This window comes from Microbacterium lacus (genome assembly GCF_039531105.1).
Taxonomy (GTDB): Bacteria; Actinomycetota; Actinomycetes; order Actinomycetales; family Microbacteriaceae; genus Microbacterium; species Microbacterium lacus.
Map to the genome: position 1 here is coordinate 1,440,818 of NZ_BAAAPK010000001.1, position 17,281 is coordinate 1,458,098.

The 17,281-nt window shown below is 70.3% G+C and carries 18 protein-coding genes; 12 read left to right on the forward strand and 6 right to left on the reverse strand.

Annotated features, from left to right (window positions below; all coding sequences use genetic code 11):
• Positions 1 to 24: 24 nt before the first annotated feature.
• Positions 25 to 207, reverse strand: coding sequence for a DUF5302 domain-containing protein (locus tag ABD197_RS06710; RefSeq protein ID WP_344052865.1), 183 nt, complete (start codon positions 205 to 207; stop codon positions 25 to 27).
• Between the two features lie 312 nt (positions 208 to 519).
• On the opposite strand from ABD197_RS06710, the gene ABD197_RS06715 reads away from it, so the two are divergent.
• The 3 genes from ABD197_RS06715 (at position 520) to ABD197_RS06725 (ending at position 4,776) form a co-directional block, all read left to right on the forward strand.
• Positions 520 to 2,811, forward strand: a complete 2,292-nt coding sequence (locus tag ABD197_RS06715; RefSeq protein ID WP_344052867.1) for a polyribonucleotide nucleotidyltransferase — start codon at positions 520 to 522, stop codon at positions 2,809 to 2,811.
• A gap of 247 nt (positions 2,812 to 3,058) precedes the next feature.
• Positions 3,059 to 4,096 (forward strand): aldo/keto reductase, encoded by a 1,038-nt coding sequence (locus ABD197_RS06720; RefSeq protein WP_344052869.1) that lies wholly within the window; start codon positions 3,059 to 3,061, stop codon positions 4,094 to 4,096.
• Positions 4,097 to 4,173: 77 nt separating this feature from the next.
• The gene (locus ABD197_RS06725) at positions 4,174 to 4,776 is read left to right on the forward strand and encodes a histidine phosphatase family protein (protein ID WP_344052871.1); all 603 of its coding nucleotides are present in this window, start codon (positions 4,174 to 4,176) and stop codon (positions 4,774 to 4,776) included.
• On the opposite strand, the gene ABD197_RS06730 is transcribed toward ABD197_RS06725, so the two are convergent.
• Entirely contained in the window at positions 4,773 to 5,264 is a 492-nt protein-coding gene (locus ABD197_RS06730) for a GNAT family N-acetyltransferase (RefSeq protein WP_344052873.1), read from the reverse strand. The genes ABD197_RS06725 and ABD197_RS06730 overlap by 4 nt on opposite strands.
• A gap of 63 nt (positions 5,265 to 5,327) precedes the next feature.
• Here ABD197_RS06730 and dapB point away from each other — a divergent pair, with 63 nt between their 5' ends.
• Positions 5,328 to 6,140 carry a 4-hydroxy-tetrahydrodipicolinate reductase gene (gene dapB / locus ABD197_RS06735; RefSeq protein WP_344052875.1) on the forward strand — a complete coding sequence of 271 codons (813 nt, stop codon included), beginning with the start codon at positions 5,328 to 5,330 and terminating at the stop codon, positions 6,138 to 6,140.
• Entirely contained in the window at positions 6,137 to 6,586 is a 450-nt protein-coding gene (locus tag ABD197_RS06740; RefSeq protein ID WP_344052877.1) for a hypothetical protein, read from the forward strand. Before dapB ends, ABD197_RS06740 begins: the two co-directional genes overlap by 4 nt.
• Here ABD197_RS06740 and ABD197_RS06745 read toward each other — a convergent pair.
• The 4 genes from ABD197_RS06745 to ABD197_RS06760 all read right to left on the reverse strand — a co-directional run bounded on the left by ABD197_RS06745 (position 6,583) and on the right by ABD197_RS06760 (position 8,935).
• A complete protein-coding gene (locus ABD197_RS06745) occupies positions 6,583 to 7,497 on the reverse strand; it encodes a TIGR01777 family oxidoreductase (protein ID WP_344052879.1) in 915 nt (304 codons plus the stop codon). The genes ABD197_RS06740 and ABD197_RS06745 overlap by 4 nt on opposite strands.
• The gene (locus ABD197_RS06750) at positions 7,490 to 7,915 is read right to left on the reverse strand and encodes an OsmC family protein (RefSeq protein WP_344052881.1); all 426 of its coding nucleotides are present in this window, start codon (positions 7,913 to 7,915) and stop codon (positions 7,490 to 7,492) included. The genes ABD197_RS06745 and ABD197_RS06750 overlap by 8 nt, the downstream gene beginning before the upstream one ends.
• 77 nt (positions 7,916 to 7,992) lie before the next feature.
• Positions 7,993 to 8,505 carry a DUF4395 domain-containing protein gene (locus ABD197_RS06755; RefSeq protein ID WP_344052883.1) on the reverse strand — a complete coding sequence of 171 codons (513 nt, stop codon included), beginning with the start codon at positions 8,503 to 8,505 and terminating at the stop codon, positions 7,993 to 7,995.
• Positions 8,498 to 8,935, reverse strand: coding sequence for a TlpA family protein disulfide reductase (locus ABD197_RS06760; RefSeq protein WP_344052885.1), 438 nt, complete (start codon positions 8,933 to 8,935; stop codon positions 8,498 to 8,500). Before ABD197_RS06760 ends, ABD197_RS06755 begins: the two co-directional genes overlap by 8 nt.
• Positions 8,936 to 9,069: 134 nt before the next feature.
• Here ABD197_RS06760 and ABD197_RS06765 point away from each other — a divergent pair, with 134 nt between their 5' ends.
• The 7 genes from ABD197_RS06765 (at position 9,070) to ABD197_RS06795 (ending at position 17,281) form a co-directional block, all read left to right on the forward strand.
• Positions 9,070 to 9,879: a thymidylate synthase gene (locus ABD197_RS06765; protein ID WP_344052887.1), complete on the forward strand. Its 810-nt coding sequence runs from the start codon at positions 9,070 to 9,072 to the stop codon at positions 9,877 to 9,879.
• Positions 9,876 to 10,403 carry a dihydrofolate reductase gene (locus ABD197_RS06770; RefSeq protein ID WP_344052889.1) on the forward strand — a complete coding sequence of 176 codons (528 nt, stop codon included), beginning with the start codon at positions 9,876 to 9,878 and terminating at the stop codon, positions 10,401 to 10,403. Before ABD197_RS06765 ends, ABD197_RS06770 begins: the two co-directional genes overlap by 4 nt.
• A 10-nt stretch (positions 10,404 to 10,413) precedes the next feature.
• Positions 10,414 to 11,178 carry an SDR family NAD(P)-dependent oxidoreductase gene (locus ABD197_RS06775; protein ID WP_344052891.1) on the forward strand — a complete coding sequence of 255 codons (765 nt, stop codon included), beginning with the start codon at positions 10,414 to 10,416 and terminating at the stop codon, positions 11,176 to 11,178.
• Positions 11,179 to 11,326: 148 nt separating this feature from the next.
• The gene (dapA, locus tag ABD197_RS06780; RefSeq protein ID WP_344052893.1) at positions 11,327 to 12,304 is read left to right on the forward strand and encodes a 4-hydroxy-tetrahydrodipicolinate synthase; all 978 of its coding nucleotides are present in this window, start codon (positions 11,327 to 11,329) and stop codon (positions 12,302 to 12,304) included.
• A gap of 71 nt (positions 12,305 to 12,375) precedes the next feature.
• On the forward strand, positions 12,376 to 14,052 hold the full coding sequence (locus tag ABD197_RS06785) for a ribonuclease J (protein ID WP_344052895.1): 1,677 nt from the start codon (positions 12,376 to 12,378) through the stop codon (positions 14,050 to 14,052).
• A gap of 23 nt (positions 14,053 to 14,075) precedes the next feature.
• The gene (locus ABD197_RS06790; RefSeq protein ID WP_344052897.1) at positions 14,076 to 14,567 is read left to right on the forward strand and encodes a GNAT family N-acetyltransferase; all 492 of its coding nucleotides are present in this window, start codon (positions 14,076 to 14,078) and stop codon (positions 14,565 to 14,567) included.
• Positions 14,568 to 14,623: 56 nt separating this feature from the next.
• Positions 14,624 to 17,281: an FtsK/SpoIIIE family DNA translocase gene (locus ABD197_RS06795; RefSeq protein WP_344052899.1), complete on the forward strand. Its 2,658-nt coding sequence runs from the start codon at positions 14,624 to 14,626 to the stop codon at positions 17,279 to 17,281.

The window sequence follows — 17,281 nt, forward strand, 5'->3', positions numbered from 1 at the left end:
TGCGATCGGGGAAGCCGGAGAAGATCAGCCGCTCTTGCGACGGAACTCGCGCTTGGTCACGGCGCCGTGGGTGCCGTGGACGGCCGAGTCGCCGTCGAGGTGGGACTCGCCCTCGCGGTGCTGGGCGTTCTTCTTCTCGAGTGCTTCCTTGAACTTGCGCTTCATCTCATCGGATGCCGCGCCGGCGGGCTTGTCCTCGGTGCTCATGCCTTCACCCTAAGCGGGCGGTGTGGCGGGCGCCACCGATGGAAGCCGGTGGGGGACGCCCTGGTAGGATCGGTGAGGTTGCCCTTGCGGCATCCGCTCAATTCAACATGAGCTCACGGAGCAGGCCGGCAGCTAGCTGGTCCCCTGTGGTGGTCTCCCCGTCGTGTGCACGCCGGGTGGGTTTCTACTGGTGACCAGTGCTGGCGCGATCCGCGGTAGATGCCGCGCGCCGAGATCTGCCTGTTCCTGCTCCTTCGCACACGCTCGCGCGCGAATCGCGCGCGCGAGCTAAAACAAAGAAGGAGTGACCTTTTGGAAGGTCCTGAAATCACCGCCGCTGAAGCCGTTCTCGACAACGGCCGCTTCGGCACCCGCACCGTCCGGTTCGAAACCGGACGCCTCGCCCAGCAGGCGCAGGGCGCTGTCGCCGCGTACCTCGACGAGGAGACGATGCTCCTGTCGGCCACGAGCGCCGGCAAGCACCCCCGCGAGGGCTTCGACTTCTTCCCCCTCACGGTGGACGTCGAAGAGCGTTCGTACGCGGCCGGCAAGATCCCCGGTTCGTTCTTCCGTCGCGAGGGTCGCCCCTCCACCGAGGCGATCCTGGTCTGCCGCCTGATCGACCGCCCGCTGCGTCCGTCGTTCGTCGACGGCCTCCGCAACGAGGTGCAGATCGTCGTCACCGTGCTCTCGATCGCTCCCGGGGAGTTCTACGACGCCCTCGCGATCAACGCGGCCTCGCTGTCGACCCAGATCTCGGGTCTGCCGTTCTCGGGCCCGATCGCCGGTGTCCGCCTCGCGCTCATCCCCGGTCACGGCGAGCACGCGGACCAGTGGATCGCGTTCCCGACCGTCACCCAGCTCGAGGAGGCCGTGTTCGACCTCATCGTCGCCGGTCGCGTCATCACGGACGCGGACGGGAACGACGACGTCGCGATCATGATGGTCGAGGCCGAGGCCACCGAGGGTTCGTGGAACCTGATCAAGGGCGGCGCCGTCAAGCCGAACGAGCAGGTCGTCGCCGAGGGCCTCGAGGCCGCCAAGCCCTTCATCAAGGAGCTCGTCGCGGCGCAGAACGTCGTGGCGAACACCGCGGCGAAGGAGATCCAGCCGTACCCGGTGTTCCCGGCGTACAGCCAGGAGGTCTACGACTTCGTCGCCGGCCGCGCCTACGACCGTCTGGTGCCGGTGTACCAGATCGCCGACAAGCAGGAGCGTCAGAACGCGGATGACGCGATCAAGGACGACGTCAAGGCGCAGCTGCTCGCCGCCGTCGAGGCGGGGGAGCTTCCCGCCGTCGCGACGCTGGAGTTCTCGGCCGCCTACAAGTCGGTGACGAAGCTGATCGTTCGCGGTCGCATCCTCACCGAGGGCGTGCGCATCGATGGACGCGGCCTCGCCGACATCCGTCCGCTGGATGCCGAGGTCCAGGTCATCCCGCGCGTGCACGGTTCGGCGATCTTCCAGCGCGGTGAGACCCAGATCCTGGGTGTCACGACGCTGAACATGCTCAAGATGGAGCAGCAGATCGACTCGCTGTCGCCCGTCACGCACAAGCGCTACATGCACCACTACAACTTCCCGCCGTATTCGACCGGTGAGACCGGCCGCGTGGGCAGCCCGAAGCGTCGCGAGATCGGGCACGGCTTCCTGGCCGAGCGCGCGCTCGTGCCGGTGCTGCCCAGCCGCGAGGAGTTCCCGTACGCGATCCGTCAGGTCTCCGAGGCCCTCGGTTCCAACGGCTCGACGTCCATGGGCTCGGTGTGCGCCTCGACCCTGTCACTGCTGAACGCGGGTGTGCCGCTGCGCGCGCCCGTCGCCGGTATCGCGATGGGGCTCGTCTCCGACCAGGTCGACGGTCAGACCCGCTACGCGGCGCTGACCGACATCCTCGGCGCCGAGGACGCGCTCGGCGACATGGACTTCAAGGTCGCCGGGACGAGCGAGTTCGTCACCGCGATCCAGCTCGACACGAAGCTCGACGGCATCCCGTCGTCGGTGCTGACCGCCGCGCTGCAGCAGGCGCACGAGGCTCGCCTGACGATCCTCGGTGTGCTGAACGCCGCGATCGACGCCCCGGACGAGATGGCGCCGACGGCTCCGCGCGTGATCAGCGTGCAGATCCCCGTCGACAAGATCGGTGAGCTCATCGGCCCCAAGGGCAAGACGATCAACGCGATCCAGGACGAGACCGGCGCGCAGATCTCCATCGAGGAGGACGGCACCGTCTACATCGGCGCGACCGACGGCCCCTCGGCCGAAGCCGCCCGTGCCCAGGTCAACGCGATCGCGAACCCGACGAACCCGGAGGTCGGCGAGCAGTTCCTCGGAACCGTCGTCAAGATCGCCGCGTTCGGCGCGTTCGTCTCGCTGCTGCCCGGCAAGGACGGACTGCTGCACATCAGCGAGGTCCGCAAGCTCGCCGGTGGCAAGCGTGTCGAGAACGTCGAGGACGTGCTGGGCGTGGGTCAGAAGATCCTCGTGAAGATCACGAAGATCGACGACCGCGGCAAGCTCTCGCTCGAGCCGGTCCTCGAAGAGGCCGCCGACCAGGAGGGGCGCGCCGCGGCGAGCGCCGGCCCGGAGGCTCCCGCCGAAGGCTGATCCTGTCCGTGCGATGCCCGTCCCTGTCCGCAGGGGCGGGCATCGCCGTTCCTGTCCCCCGAATGGTGGACAGCGGGCTGCATCATAGCGGCTCGTGACGCAAGCGTTATCCAATATTTACCGACCGGATGCCGGAATGCCCGGGTGCCGCAGATGAACGGCCTACCCTCGGAACTAAGCGTCGGGGGGCGTGCAGAACTTCGCAGTCACGAAGGCTCCGTCCGGGTGTTCGTGAGGGGGTGGGACCATGACAGGAACCGGAATCGGCTCCGCGGTCTCCTCGGAGAGCCCGCCCCTGCTGCCCGCGCCGGGCGGCGTGCATCCGTCTGCGCCGATCCCGGTCCAGGGCCCGCCCGTCGGGCAGTCCGTCCGTGTGAAGCTCGGCGAGACCGACGCCGACGTCTTCCCGCTGATCCTCGGCGGTGCGGAGTTCGGGTGGAACGTCGACCTGGAGACCAGTCACGAGATCATCGACGCCTTCCTCGAGCGCGGTGGCAACATGCTCCACACGGCGGACAGCTTCTCGGCAGGGCGCAGCGAGCACATCATCGGGCAGTGGCTGCACTCACGGGGACTCCGCGAGGACATCACCCTCGCGGTCAAGGTCGGCGGTCACCCCGACAACCCGGGTCTCGGACCCGTGAACCTCGTCCGTGCCGTGGAGGCGTCCCTCACCCGGCTGCGGACCGATCGCATCGACGTGCTGTATCTCGATGCCGCTACCGGCACGGCGACCGAGCTCGAGGAGACGCTCGCGACCGCCGAGTGGCTGGTCGACTCCGGCAAAGCCCGCGCTCTGGGCGCCGCCGGGTTCACGGCCGCCCAGCTCGTCGAGGCGCGCATCTACGTCTCAGCCGGCTACCCGCGCATCACGGTCCTCGACGTGCCGTTCAACGTCCTGCGTCGCCACGAGTTCGACGCGGACCTGCGTCTGGTCGCGGGTGCGCAGGGGATGGCGGTCACGCCGTCGCATGCGCTCGAGCACGGCTTCCTCGCGGGTCGTCACCGCACGCGCCTGCGCGGCGGCCTGTCCGTTCGCGGCGCGCAGATCGCCGCGAACATCAACCGTCGCGGCAGCCGGACCCTGCGTGCGCTCGACTCCGTCGGCACCGATCTCGGAGTGCCCGATGCGGCGGTCGCGGTGGCGTGGCTGCTCGCGCAGCGTCTCGTGACGGCGCCGATCGTCAACGCGTATGCCGCCGCGCAGGTGGAGGAACTCGTGCAGGGCGTCGGCGTGCGGCTGAGCCGCAGCCACCTTGCCGAGATCGCCCGCGCCTCCGTGTGACCGGGTCCGCGTCCGAGGCGTGACATAGGCTGGAAGAGTGCCCACGGGCACGCGAATCCCCCGACGAAGTGAGCAGTGTGACGCACTACATCTATCTCGTGCGGCACGGCGAACACCAGGACGCCGAGCACGGACTCGTCGACGGACCCCTGTCGCCGCGCGGTCGTCGCCAGGCCGCCCTGCTCGCGGATCGCCTGTCCGGCGTCCCCTTCGACGCCGTGTGGCACTCGCCGCTCGAGCGGGCCAGCCAGACCGCGCGGGCGGTCGCCGAGCGGATGCCGTCGCTGTCGCCGAAGCCGTCCGCGCTGCTGTTCGACTGCGTGCCCACCGGGATGACCGAGGAGACGCCGAGCGTGTTCGAGCCGTTCTTCGGCGCCGTCACCGAAGCCGAGATCGAAGCCGGGCGCGCACAGATGGCCGATGCGTCCAGCGAGTACCTCGCCCGCCGCAGCGGCGAGGTCCACGAGCTGCTGATCACCCACAACTTCGTGATCGGCTGGTTCGTGCGTGAGGTGCTGCAGGCTCCGGACTGGCGCTGGATGACGTTGAACCAGGCGCACTGCGGGCTGAGCGTCATCGCCCAGAAGCAGGGGCGCCCGTGGACGCTGCTCTCGCACAACGACCTCGCGCACCTTCCGGTCGAGCTGCGCACCGGTCTCCCCGAGGTGTACCCGGTCTAGCCGCCGGCGAGGGGCTTGCCGTACCACCGCGTGGCGTTCGGGTTGTCGTTGTACGGATCGATCGCGGTGAAGCCGGCCGTCTCGTACAGGCGCCCGGCGGCCTCGAGGGTGTGGTGGGTGTCCAGGACCAGCTCGCGCGCGCCGAGGGAGATCGCGCGCTGCTCGAGGTCCTCCATGAGGAGTCGCCCCCACCCGCGACCACGCGTCTCCGGGCGCAGGTAGAGGTGCTTCACCTCGTACCGCACGCCGAGCGGGCCCTCGTCCACGCGTCGGATGCCGCCGCAGCCGACGGGGTGGGCCTCGGTGTCCTCGGTCGCGTCGTCCGTGACGACGACGAACACCCCGGCCGGCGGCTCGAACACCGGACGATCCGGGAAGACGGTCGTGTAGGTGTGTCCGGGGAACGTCGACACCCGCATCGCGAAGTACTCCGCCAGCAGGTCGCGGGCGGCGGGGTCGTCGACGGGGGTCGCGGTGAACGTGGGCATCCCCCGAGCGTAGTCGCGGCCCCGCGCGCGGGCCGGCCGCTTCGTCGCGCCTACGATGGAGGGATGACGACGCGCGTGGCCCTGGTCGGCGGCACCGGCAAGCTCGGTGGCATCATCCGCGACGTGATCGAGGCGGACGAGGACTTCGAGGTCGTCGCGGTGCTGTCCTCCCGATCGGACCTCGCCGAGCTCGCCGGCGCCGATCTCGTCGTCGACGCGTCCACTCCCGCGGTCTCGATCGACGTGGTCCGCGCCGCGGTCGAGCGGGGTGTCAATGTCCTCGTCGGCACTTCCGGCTGGTCGGCGGAACGCATCGCCCTGGTCCGCCCTCTGGTCGAGGCGGCCGGGACCGGAGCGGTGTTCATCCCGAACTTCTCGCTCGGCTCCGTCCTCGGCTCCGCCCTCGCCGCGGCGGCCGCACCGTTTTTCCCGTCGATCGAGATCGTCGAGGCGCATCGCGAGACCAAGGTCGATTCCCCGAGCGGCACCGCTGTGCGCACGGCCGAGCTCATCGCCGCCTCGCGCGCGGAGGTCGGGCCGGTGGAATCCCCGCACGTGGACCAGCGCGCGCGCGGGCAGCAGGTCGCGAGCGTTCCGATCCACTCGCTCCGTCGCCCCGGGGTGATCGCTCGGCAGGACGTCGTCCTCTCGGGCGCAGGGGAGTCCCTGACGCTGACCCACGACACCGTCGACCCGGCGCTCGCCTACGCTCCCGGCATCCGTATCGCCCTCGCCGCCGCCCGCGACGCCCGAGGGGTGACCGTCGGGCTGGACAGCTTCCTCGACATCGGCATCCGCGTGCCGCGCCCCAGCCGAGAGCGCCCTTTCGGTGAAGGCGGCGTCCCGGGTCAGGTGGCCCGCGCGACCGGCGTATGAGCGCACGCATCGGCGTCGCCGTCATGGCGGTGCTGCTCGCGCTCTACATCGCCCTCGTCGCTCAGCGCGCGTGGCTGCTGCTGCAGAGCGGTGACGCGGTGGGGATCGCGATGGGCGTGGCGCTCGTGGTGCTCCCGGCGATCGCCGTCTGGGCGCTGGGGCGGGAACTGTGGTTCGGGTTCCGCGCCGAGCAGCTGGCCCGCCGCCTCGAGTCCGAGGGGGGGATGCCGGACGAGCAGGTCACGGTCACCCCCAGCGGCCGCATCGTGCGCGAGGACGCCGATGCCGCCTTCCCGCGCTACCGCGCCGACGTCGAGCAGAGTCCCGAGGACTGGCGGGCGTGGTACCGGCTCGCGCTCGCGTACGACGCCGCTCGGGACCGCCGGCGGGCGCGGGAGGCCGTGCGCCGCGCGATCAGGCTCGAAGCGGGGGAGCGGAAGGGCTAGCTTCCCGCGGGCGGCACCGCGGCATCCACCGCCTCCTCGACGGTCGCGTGAGCGAACCGGAAGCCGGATTCGGTGAGGACGTTCGGCAGCACGGCGGCGTCAGTGGTCAGAAGCCCCTCCGTCGCGTCCGCGCCGAGCACGAGCTTCAGGGCGAAGCCCGGTGCGGGGACGACGAACGGACGGTTCATCCGTCGCGCGAGGGCGAAACCGAGGTCGTTCGCCGTCGCGGTCGTCGGTCCGGTGAGGTTCACGGGACCGGTGAGTCCGGCGTCGATCACGTGACGGATGCCGCGCACTTCGTCCTCGAGGGAGATCCACGGCCACTTCTGCCGCCCGCCGGCGATCGGGCCGCTGAGGCCGAAGCGCGTCAGCAGGATGAGCGGCTTCAACACGCCTCGCGCGTGCACGAGGGGGGCGGTCCGCAGCAGCGCCACCCGCGCCCTGTCGCCCGCACCGCGGGCCGCGCTCTCCCACTCGCCGCACAGCTCCGCGAGGAACGTGCTGCCGCGGGGGGAGTTCTCGTCCAGGATCGCCCCCGGCGCGGATCCGTAGTACCCGACGGCGGACGCCGAGACGAACGCCGGAGCGTCCGCGCCCAGCTCGCGGACCGCCCGGGCGATCGCACGCGTGGGGGTGATCCGCGACCACAGCAGGGTGTCCTTGTACGAGCGCGTCCACGGGAAGCGCCCGATCGACGCACCGTTCAGCCCGACGACGGCATCCGCTCCCGCCAGCACGTCCGGGTCCAGCGCGTCGCCGTCGGTCAGCCACGTGATCTCATCCGGGGACGTGGCCGGACGTCGCACGAGGGTGGTGACGGTGATCCCGTCCGCGCGGAGGCTGTCCACGAGCGCCGAGCCGATCAGGCCGGAGGCGCCGGCGACGACGACGCGGCGGGGGTGGTCAGGCAAGCGTGGCCTCGAGCGTGATCTCGATGCCGGCGAGCGCCTTCGAGACCGGGCAGTTGGCCTTCGCGTCCGCGGCGATGCGGTCGAAGTCGTCGCGCGACAGGCCGGGGACGACGGCGTTGACATTCAGGTGGCTGCCGGTGATGCCGGTTCCCGGGGCGAAAGTGACCGATGCCGTCGTGTCGATGGACTCCGGCGGGGTGCCGTTCTCGGCCAGGGCGTGCGAGAACGCCATGCTGAAGCACGACGCGTGAGCGGCCGCGATGAGCTCCTCGGGGGTCGTCACCGACGTCGAGCCTTCGCTGCGGGCCTTCCAGTTCACTTCGAACGGCCCGATTCCGGAGGATCGGAAGGCGACCTCGCCCGATCCGTCGGCCAGACCGCCCTTCCAGACGGTGGTTGCTTCGCTCGTGACGCTCATCCGGTCCTCCTGATCGACATGCGCACGCGGCGCCTCGCGGTCGAGCCTAACCGCGGCGCAGGGGGTGCGCGACCGGATCAGGCGGGAAGATCGCGCGCGCGTCCGATGAGTCCGGCGCGCTGCAGGACCAGGTACAGCTGACATCCGAGGCACAGCCCGAAGGCGGCGTTGAGGAACGCCGCCACGAACGCCGCCGCGGCGGCGATGGGCAGCGCCCACGCGACGCCGGCGAGGTGGAGGACGAGGCCGATCGAGACGACGAACAGGCCGACACCCTGCGCGAACCGCGGCGGCCGCGGGTCCTCGAGCTCGGTCGGCGGCGACAGCCGCGGCTGGATGACCGCGCGGTAGAGCGCGCCCCAGGGTGCGGTCCGCGGAGACAGGACCCCCCACAGGAACAGCGCCCAGATGATCACGAGCAGCACGAAAGCCGGTTCGGCGGCGCGGGCGGCCACCGTGGCGCCGATCGGCGTCGTGAGGCCGAGGAACACGTCCACGAGCAGCAGGAGTGCGGTGATGCCGGCGGCGAAGCGCGGGCCCCGCGGGTCGATTCCACGCGCCCGGCGGGCGGCATCCGTTCGATCAGACATGGGCGTCCTCTCCGGTCAGGCGGTTGAGCTCGAGCTCGAGCACGTCGCGGTTGGGCACGCCGCCGAAACGGGTGCGCACGACGCCGGCACCGTCCAGGACCAGCGTCGTCGGCGTCTGCAGGACGTGGAAGTGCTTCGCGATGTCCGGCCGGTGGGTGAGGTCGATGTCGAGGTGCACGACGCCGTCGCGCCCGTCCGCGACGGCCGCGAGGGTGCGATGCACGCCCGGGCACCGCGAGCACATCTCGGTGCTGAACTGCAGGAGAGTGGCCGCTTCGCCCAGCCGGTCCGCACCGAGGCGGGCGGGCTCGACGACCTCGTGCGGGATGTGCCGGCGCGGCCGGCTCTGGCGCCAGCGGAGGAAGACGCCGAACGCGACTGTGGCCGCCAGCAGGAGGGCGAGACCGATGAGTGCGTCGACGAGAGTCACAGCATCCCAGGGTAACTGCTTGCGCCTGAATGGGTGCCGGATGCCGCCACTGTGACGGACCCGTCGTAACAAAGCGCGGGGACACGACGAGCGTCGCCGAGCGGCGGGTCGGGGGCGGGGCTAGCATCGAGACGATGTCCGAGACGATCCCCACCCCCTACGAAGACCTGCTGCGCGACGTGCTGGAGCACGGCACCGTGAAGACGGATCGGACCGGCACCGGGACCCGGAGCGTCTTCGGACGCCAGATCCGCTTCGACCTGTCCCAGGGCTTCCCGCTGATCACGACGAAGCGGGTGCACCTCAAGTCGATCGTGTACGAACTGCTGTGGTTCCTGCGTGGCGAGTCCAATGTGGGGTGGCTGCAGGAGAACGGTGTCACGATCTGGGACGAGTGGGCGGACGCCGCGGGCGAACTCGGTCCCGTCTACGGCGTGCAGTGGCGCTCGTGGCCGACCCCCTCCGGAGAGCCGATCGACCAGATCGCCGGGGTGATCGAGGAGATCCGGCGCAATCCCGATTCGCGTCGGCTCATCGTCTCGGCCTGGAATCCGGCCGACATCCCCGACATGGCGCTCGCCCCCTGCCATGCGCTCTTCCAGTTCTACGTCGCGGACGGCAGGCTCTCGTGCCAGCTGTACCAGCGCAGCGCGGACATGTTCCTCGGCGTCCCGTTCAACATCGCCTCCTACGCGCTCCTCACGCACATGATCGCGCAGCAGACGGGCCTCGAGGTCGGCGACTTCGTCTGGACAGGCGGCGACTGCCACATCTACGACAACCACCTCGAGCAGGTCCGCCTGCAGCTGAGCCGCGAGCCCTACCCGGCCCCGACGCTTTCGATCACCCGGACGCCCGAGTCGATCTTCGATTACCGGTACGAGGACTTCGTCGTCGAGGACTACCGGCATCACCCGGCGATCCGCGGAGCCGTCGCGGTATGACGACCCGCATCGGGCTCATCTGGGCGGAGGCAGAGGGCTCGGTCATCGGTCGGGACGGCGGGATGCCGTGGCACGTTCCCGAGGACCTCGCCCACTTCAAGGCGTTGACCTCCGGGTCGCCGGTCGTGATGGGCCGCGGCACATGGGACTCGCTCGACCCGCGGTGGCGGCCGCTCCCGGGGCGCCGCAACATCGTGGTCACCCGTCAGGATGCCTGGTCGGCGCCCGGTGCCGAGCGCGCGGCATCCCTCGACGACGCGCTCGAGCTGGCCGCGGACTCGTCGCCGGAGTGGATCTGGGTGATCGGCGGGGGAGCGGTCTTCGACCTCGCGATCGGAAGTGCCGACCGGATCGAGAAGACCGAGCTGCGGCATCCGGACGGCTTCGCACCGCAGCCCGGCGACGTCATCGCGCCGCAGATCGACCCCGAGCGGTTCGCCGTCGTCGAATCGGCCGCCGCCGAGACGTCCACGAGCGGGATCGGCTACCGGTTCATCCGCTACGAGCGGCGCGCACCGGCCTAGGCTCGAGCGCATGGCACGAACCGCACTGATCACGGGCGCGAGCTCCGGCCTGGGCGCCGAGTACGCCCGTCAGCTCGCCGCGCGCGGCACGGACCTCGTCCTCGTCGCCCGCGATCGATCCGCGCTCACGGCGCTCGCCGACCGGCTCGTCTCGCGACACCGGGTGGAGGTCGAGGTGCTTCCCGCAGATCTGCTGGATCACCGCCAGCGCCAGAAGGTCGAGCGACGACTGGGCGATGCCGCCCGTCCGATCGACATGCTCGTGAACAACGCCGGGTTCGGCCTTCCGCTGAGCTTCGCGCGCAACGACATCGAGGACGAGGTGCACCACTTGCGGCTGCACGTCGAGGTGCCCATGCGGCTCACGCACGCCGCCCTCGGCCCGATGCTCGCGCGCGGCGGCGGGCGGATCGTGAACATCGCGTCGGTCGCCGGTTTCATCCCGCGTTCGACGTACGGGGCGTGCAAAGGCTGGCTCATCAGCTTCAGCCGCTGGGCGAACACGCGGTACGCGGCCCGCGGAGTGACCACGACCGCGGTGTGCCCGGGCTTCACGCATACGAACTTCCACGAGCGGATGGGGCTGCCGCCGGGGCAGGAGGGGCTGGCGGACTGGATGTGGCTCGACGCCGACGACGTGGTCGCGCAGTCACTGCGCGACATCGCCCGCGGCAAGGCGGTGTCGGTGCCGTCGCTGCGGTACAAGGCGATCGTCGCGCTGACCCGTGTGCTGCCGGCTGGCCTCCTGGCCTCGGTGGGCGAGCGCGGGCGCTGAGCCGGGGCACCGCGCCGGTCGTGGGGGCGCTCGCGGCATGTGCGCCGACGCGCGGCCCGTGCGGCACCACGTGCCGTGAGGGCGCGAACGCGCCGGGAGGCGACAGCGCGCGCCGGTGCGGGTACGCGCGAGCCGATACCCTGAGACCATGACGCACACCGCCAATCCGTTCGGTCAGGTGCTCGTCGCGCTCGTCACCCCGATGACGGCCGACGGCGAGGTCGACTGGCCCGCCGTCGAGAAGCACATGGACGACGTCATCACCGCGGGCGCCGACGGCATCGTCGTGACGGGAACCACGGGTGAGACGAGCACGCTGACGGATGCCGAGAAGATCCGCCTCGTCGAATTGGGCAAGGACGTGGCCGCGGGCAGGGCGAAGATCATCACCGGCGGCGGCTCGAACGAGACCGCTCACGCGATCGAGCTGTACAAGGCGAGTGAGAAGGTCGGCGCCGACGGCATCATGATCGTCACGCCGTACTACAACAAGCCCACCCAGGCCGGCGTCCTGACGCACTTCCGGCTCGTCGCGGATGCGACCGATCTGCCCGTGATCCTGTACGACATCCCCGGTCGCACGGGGGTCCCGATCCGGTACGAGACGATCCTCCGCATCGCGAAGCACCCGAACGTGCTCGCGATCAAGGACGCGAAAGGCGATTTCAGCGAAGTCAGCCGGGTCCTCAACCAGACCGACCTCATGTACTTCTCGGGCGACGACGCAAACGTCCTCCCGCACCTGTCGATCGGCGCGACGGGCCTCATCGGCGTGACGGCGAACATCGCCGCCCAGCCCTATCGGGCGATCGTGGATGCCGTCAACCGCGGCGACCTGGCGGCGGCGACGGCCGCTCACAAGCAGCTCGAACCGCTCGTGCGTGCCGTCATGACCCACGTCCCCGGCACCGTCTCGGCGAAGTACATCCTGCACGGCCTCGGCCGGATCGGCAGCCCGCGCGTGCGGCTGCCCCTCGTGGGCCCGGAGGAGTGGGAAGCCGCGAAGATCGAAGACGAGCTCGCGCTCGTGCGCGATGTCCCGGGCGCGGATTTCTCCAACTTCCGCCCGGACCGCAACGCCGCCGCCGGCGGCGCGCTGCCGAAGGTCTCCGGAACGACCAGATGATGCGACGCGCGAAGCGCTGAGCGCTCGCGCGCGCGAAAGCGGATGCCGCGGCATCCCGAGGAAGGCCCCTGATGCCCAGTACCGTGTACGACCCGCCCGCCCTGGAGGCGGGGACCCTGCGCGTGACCCCGCTCGGCGGTCTCGGCGAGGTCGGCCGCAACATGACGGTGTTCGAGTACGCCGGCAAGCTCCTGATCGTGGACTGCGGGGTGCTGTTCCCGGAGGAGCACCAGCCCGGCGTCGACCTGATCCTGCCCGATTTCGAGCCGATCAAGAATCGCCTCGACGATGTGGTCGGGGTCGTGCTCACGCACGGTCACGAAGACCACATCGGTGCGGTGCCGTACCTCCTCAAGCTCAAGCAGGACATCCCGCTGATCGGCTCAGGACTCACGCTCGCCCTGATCGAGGCGAAGCTCAAGGAGCACCGGATCCGGCCGTACACCCTCACCGTCACCGAGGGTCAGCACGAGTCGATCGGCCCGTTCGACCTCGAGTTCATCGCGGTGAACCACTCGATCCCCGATGCGCTCGCCGTCGCGATCCGCACACCCGCCGGCCTCGTGCTGGCCACCGGTGACTTCAAGATGGATCAGCTCCCGCTCGACGACCGGCTCACCGACCTCAGGGCGTTCGCGCGTCTGGGCGAAGAGGGTGTCGACCTGTTCCTGGTCGACTCCACGAACGCGGACGTGCCCGGCTTCACCCCGCTCGAGCGCAGCATCGGCCCGGTCCTGGACCAGGTGATCGGCAAGGCCCCGCGGCGGGTCATCGTCGCAAGCTTCTCCAGCCACGTCCACCGCGTCCAGCAGGTGCTCGACGCCGCCGCCGCCCACGGCCGTCGCGTCGCCCTCCTCGGTCGCAGCATGGTGCGCAACATGGGCATCGCGGAGGAGCTCGGCTACCTCAACGTGCCCGACGGCGTGCTGATCGACTACAAGAAGGCGCGTGACCTGCCGGACGACAAGATCGTCTACATGTCCACCGGCAGTCAGGGCGAACCGATGGCGGTCCTCAGCCGGATGGCCAACAACGACCACGAGATCGACCCGGGCCCGGGGGACACCGTGATCCTCGCCTCGAGCCTCATCCCCGGCAACGAGAACGCCGTGTACCGCGTCATCGACGGCCTGACCAAGCTCGGGGCGAACGTCGTCCACAAGGGCAACGCGAAGGTCCACGTCTCCGGCCACGCCGCCGCCGGCGAACTCCTGTACTGCTACAACATCCTCAAGCCGCGCAACGTCCTGCCGATCCACGGCGAATACCGTCACCTGATGGCCAATTCCCGCCTCGCGCAGGACACGGGCGTCCCCGCGGACCGCACGATCCTCGGCGAGAACGGGACGGTGATCGACCTGAAGGACGGTCGCGCCGACGTCGTCGGGCAGCTCGACCTCGGTTTCGTGTACGTCGACGGCTCGACCGTGGGCGAGATCACCGAGGCCGACCTGAAGGACCGGCGGATCCTGGGGGAGGAGGGCTTCATCTCGGTGATCGTCGTGGTGGATGCCGCCACCGGACGCATCATCACGGGCCCTGAGATCCACGCCCGAGGGTTCGCCGAGGACGACACGGTCTTCGACAGCGTCAAGCCGAAGATCGCCGCGGCGCTCGCGGAGGCCGCCCAGTCGGGGGTGCGCGACACGCACGCGCTGTCTCAGGTCGTACGCCGGGTGATCGGGCGCTGGGTCAACCAGCAGCTGCGCCGCCGGCCGATGATCGTGCCCCTCGTCATCGAGGCGTAACACACGGTCGGTAGCATCGGGCGATGGCGAGCTTCCGCGTGCGACCGGCCGTACAGGCCGACGGTGCGTTCCTCGCCGACATGGTCGTCGAGGCGGCGAACTGGCGGCCCGGCGCCGCACGCCCGCGCCACGAGGTGCTGAGCGCGCCGGAGCACAGCCGGTACGTCTCGGGCTGGAAGCGTCCGAGCGACGCCGGCTTCGTCGCCGTGGACGCCTCCGGGGAGCCGATCGGGGCGGCGTGGTACCGGCTGCTGCCGCGCAGCGATCCGGGCTTCGGATACGTCGGCACGGGTGTGCCCGAGCTCATCATCGGTGTCCGCCCCATCTGGCGGGCGCACGGTGTGGGCCGCACCCTCCTGCAGGCGCTCGCCCAGCAGGCGCGCGCGGACGGCTGCGCGCGGTTGAGTCTCAGCGTGGAACGCGGCAATTTCGCCGTCTCGCTGTACCGCAGCGAGGGGTTCGCCGTCACGCAGAGCGGGATCGGACGCGACACGATGGTCAAGCGTCTACGCTGACCCCGGGGGCCGCGTCGCTGCCCTGAATTGTCGGTGCGTCGCCGTACCGTGGGGGGATGGCCAGGAGCACAAGCCCGACCAAGAACGGTCGTGCGCCCGCGAGCGCGTCTTCGCGCGGGTCCTCGGGCGCCCGCAAGCCCGCGCCCGCCCCCAAGCGCTACGTCGGCGAGGCGGAGAAGCCCCCGGTGATCGTGCGGGCGTGGATGGGCCTCGCGCACGCCACGGGCGGACTGTTCCGCGCGTTCGGCCCGGAGACGCTCGAGAAGGACCAGCGCCGCGACGGCCTGCCCTTCCTCATCGTCCTGCTCGCGATCGCCGGCGCGGTCAACGAGTGGTTCTTCATCGGCAACGACGTCGCCGCGAACATCAGTGCGTTCACCGCCGGCGCCCTGGTCGGTCGCGTCGCGTTCGTGCTTCCCGTCCTCCTGCTCCTCCTCGCGGGATGGCTCTTCCGGCACCCGGCATCCGTGCACGACAACGGCCGCATCGGCATCGGCTTCACGCTGTTCGTGCTCTCGATCGCGGGTTTCTGCCATATCGGCGGCGGCCGGCCGCAGCCGCGCGAGGGCCTGCCGGCGCTCAGCGAGGCGGGCGGCGTGTTCGGGTGGATGCTGGGGGAGCCGCTCGCGCTCCTGCTGACCGACGTCGGCGCGTGCATCGTTCTCGCCGTGATCACCGCGCTCAGCATCCTGATCCTCACCAAGACGCCCCCCAACCGCATCGGGCGGCGGCTCGGCGACCTGTACGCCTGGATGTTCGACGCCGAGCGTCCCGAACGCGCGGAGCGGTCCGATCACCCGTTGGACGACGAAGCGGATGCCGACGCCGAAGCCTCTCTGCCGTGGTGGCGCCGCAACAAGACCGGTCGCGAGAAGGACGTCGACGGCGGACTCGGGTCGCAGGATCTGACCGAGCTGCTCACTCCCGGTGCCGTCCAGGGCGGATTCGATCAGGCCGCCATCACGATCCCGCCGCCTCCGCCGGCGGAGGCGCTCACCGAGGTCATCGACCCCGTCGTGCTCGAGGGCGGTGCGAGGGCGGCGCAGAAGTCCGAGACCGGCATCCTCGGTGACGGCACGACGGAAGACGACGGCACCCTGCCGGGGCTCTCCGGGCTCGGCGGGGCCGGCCCCCGTCAGGCGCCGTCCTCGCCCTATCGGCTGCCGTCGGTCAACGCGCTCGCCGCCGGGACGCCCCCGAAGGCGCGCTCCGCGGCCAACGACGCGGTCGTCGCGGCGATCACGAGCGTCTTGCAGCAGTTCCAGGTCGACGCGCGGGTGACCGGATTCTCGCGAGGACCGACGGTTACGCAGTACGAGATCGAGGTCGGCCACGGCGTGAAGGTCGAGCGCATCACGGCGCTGCAGAACAACATCGCGTACGCGGTGGCTTCGAACGAGGTGCGCATCCTCGCGCCGATCCCCGGCAAGAGCGCGATCGGCGTCGAGATCCCCAACACCGACCGCGAGATCGTCACGCTCGGCGATGTCCTCCGTTCCGCAGCCGCGCAGCAGGCCACGCATCCGATGACGATCGGCGTCGGCAAGGATGTCGGCGGCGGCTATGTCGTGGCGAACCTGGCCAAGATGCCGCACCTCCTCGTTGCCGGCTCCACCGGCTCGGGCAAGTCGAGCTTCGTGAACTCCATGATCACGAGCCTGCTCATGCAGGCGAAGCCCTCCGACGTGCGCATGGTGCTCATCGACCCCAAGCGCGTCGAGCTGACCTCCTACGCCGGCGTCCCGCACCTCATCACGCCCATCATCACGAACCCGAAGAAGGCGGCCGAAGCGCTGCAGTGGGTCGTGAAGGAGATGGACATGCGCTACGACGACCTCGCGTCGTTCGGCTTCCGCCACATCGACGACTTCAACAAAGCCGTCGTCGCGGGCGAGGTGCAGGTGCCTCCCGGCAGCGATCGCGTGCTCAAGCCCTATCCGTATCTCCTCGTCGTCGTCGATGAGCTCGCAGACCTCATGATGGTCGCCCCGCGCGATGTCGAGGATTCGATCGTGCGCATCACGCAGCTCGCGCGCGCGTCCGGCATCCACCTCGTGCTGGCGACGCAGCGACCGTCGGTCGACGTCGTCACCGGACTCATCAAGGCCAACGTCCCCTCCAGGCTCGCGTTCGCCGTGACGAGCGTGACCGATTCCCGAGTGATCCTCGACCAGCCCGGCGCGGATCGGCTGATCGGTCAGGGCGACGCGCTGTTCCTGCCGATGGGCGCCTCCAAGGCGCTGCGCGTCCAGGGGGCGTGGGTCAGCGAGGACGAGATCGAGAAAGTCGTCAAGCACGTCACGGCGCAGGCGCGACCCGAGTACCGCGAGGTCGCGGTCGCAGCGGAGAAGAAGGAGATCGACGCCGACATCGGCGACGACCTCGAACTGCTGCTTGCGGCGACCGAGCTCATCGTCTCGACCCAGTTCGGCTCGACCTCGATGCTGCAGCGCAAGCTGCGCGTCGGCTTCGCCAAGGCCGGGCGGCTCATGGACCTGCTCGAGTCGCGCGAGATCGTGGGACCCTCCGAGGGGTCCAAAGCCCGTGACGTGCTCGTGACGGTCGAGCAGCTGCCGGACGTGCTCGCACGTCTGCGCGGCGACGACCCGCCGGCGTCGGGCCCGTCGGATCCGGTCGAGGCGCAGTTCGAGGGGTACCCGGTGGTCGAGTCCGACGGTGACGAGGACGCCTGGGGATTGACGGGGCGTGACTGA

What these genes read in the sequence shown, in the direction of transcription:
- ABD197_RS06710 (WP_344052865.1), bottom strand. Translation starts at nt 207, where the DNA reads ATGAGCACCGAGGACAAGCCCGCCGGCGCGGCATCCGATGAGATGAAG.
- ABD197_RS06720 (WP_344052869.1), top strand. Translation starts at nt 3,059, where the DNA reads ATGACAGGAACCGGAATCGGCTCCGCGGTCTCCTCGGAGAGCCCGCCC.
- ABD197_RS06730 (WP_344052873.1), bottom strand. Translation starts at nt 5,264, where the DNA reads ATGCCCACGTTCACCGCGACCCCCGTCGACGACCCCGCCGCCCGCGAC.
- dapB (WP_344052875.1), top strand. Translation starts at nt 5,328, where the DNA reads ATGACGACGCGCGTGGCCCTGGTCGGCGGCACCGGCAAGCTCGGTGGC.
- ABD197_RS06740 (WP_344052877.1), top strand. Translation starts at nt 6,137, where the DNA reads ATGAGCGCACGCATCGGCGTCGCCGTCATGGCGGTGCTGCTCGCGCTC.
- ABD197_RS06750 (WP_344052881.1), bottom strand. Translation starts at nt 7,915, where the DNA reads ATGAGCGTCACGAGCGAAGCAACCACCGTCTGGAAGGGCGGTCTGGCC.
- ABD197_RS06755 (WP_344052883.1), bottom strand. Translation starts at nt 8,505, where the DNA reads ATGTCTGATCGAACGGATGCCGCCCGCCGGGCGCGTGGAATCGACCCG.
- ABD197_RS06765 (WP_344052887.1), top strand. Translation starts at nt 9,070, where the DNA reads ATGTCCGAGACGATCCCCACCCCCTACGAAGACCTGCTGCGCGACGTG.
- ABD197_RS06770 (WP_344052889.1), top strand. Translation starts at nt 9,876, where the DNA reads ATGACGACCCGCATCGGGCTCATCTGGGCGGAGGCAGAGGGCTCGGTC.
- ABD197_RS06775 (WP_344052891.1), top strand. Translation starts at nt 10,414, where the DNA reads ATGGCACGAACCGCACTGATCACGGGCGCGAGCTCCGGCCTGGGCGCC.
- dapA (WP_344052893.1), top strand. Translation starts at nt 11,327, where the DNA reads ATGACGCACACCGCCAATCCGTTCGGTCAGGTGCTCGTCGCGCTCGTC.
- ABD197_RS06785 (WP_344052895.1), top strand. Translation starts at nt 12,376, where the DNA reads ATGCCCAGTACCGTGTACGACCCGCCCGCCCTGGAGGCGGGGACCCTG.
- ABD197_RS06790 (WP_344052897.1), top strand. Translation starts at nt 14,076, where the DNA reads ATGGCGAGCTTCCGCGTGCGACCGGCCGTACAGGCCGACGGTGCGTTC.
- ABD197_RS06795 (WP_344052899.1), top strand. Translation starts at nt 14,624, where the DNA reads ATGGCCAGGAGCACAAGCCCGACCAAGAACGGTCGTGCGCCCGCGAGC.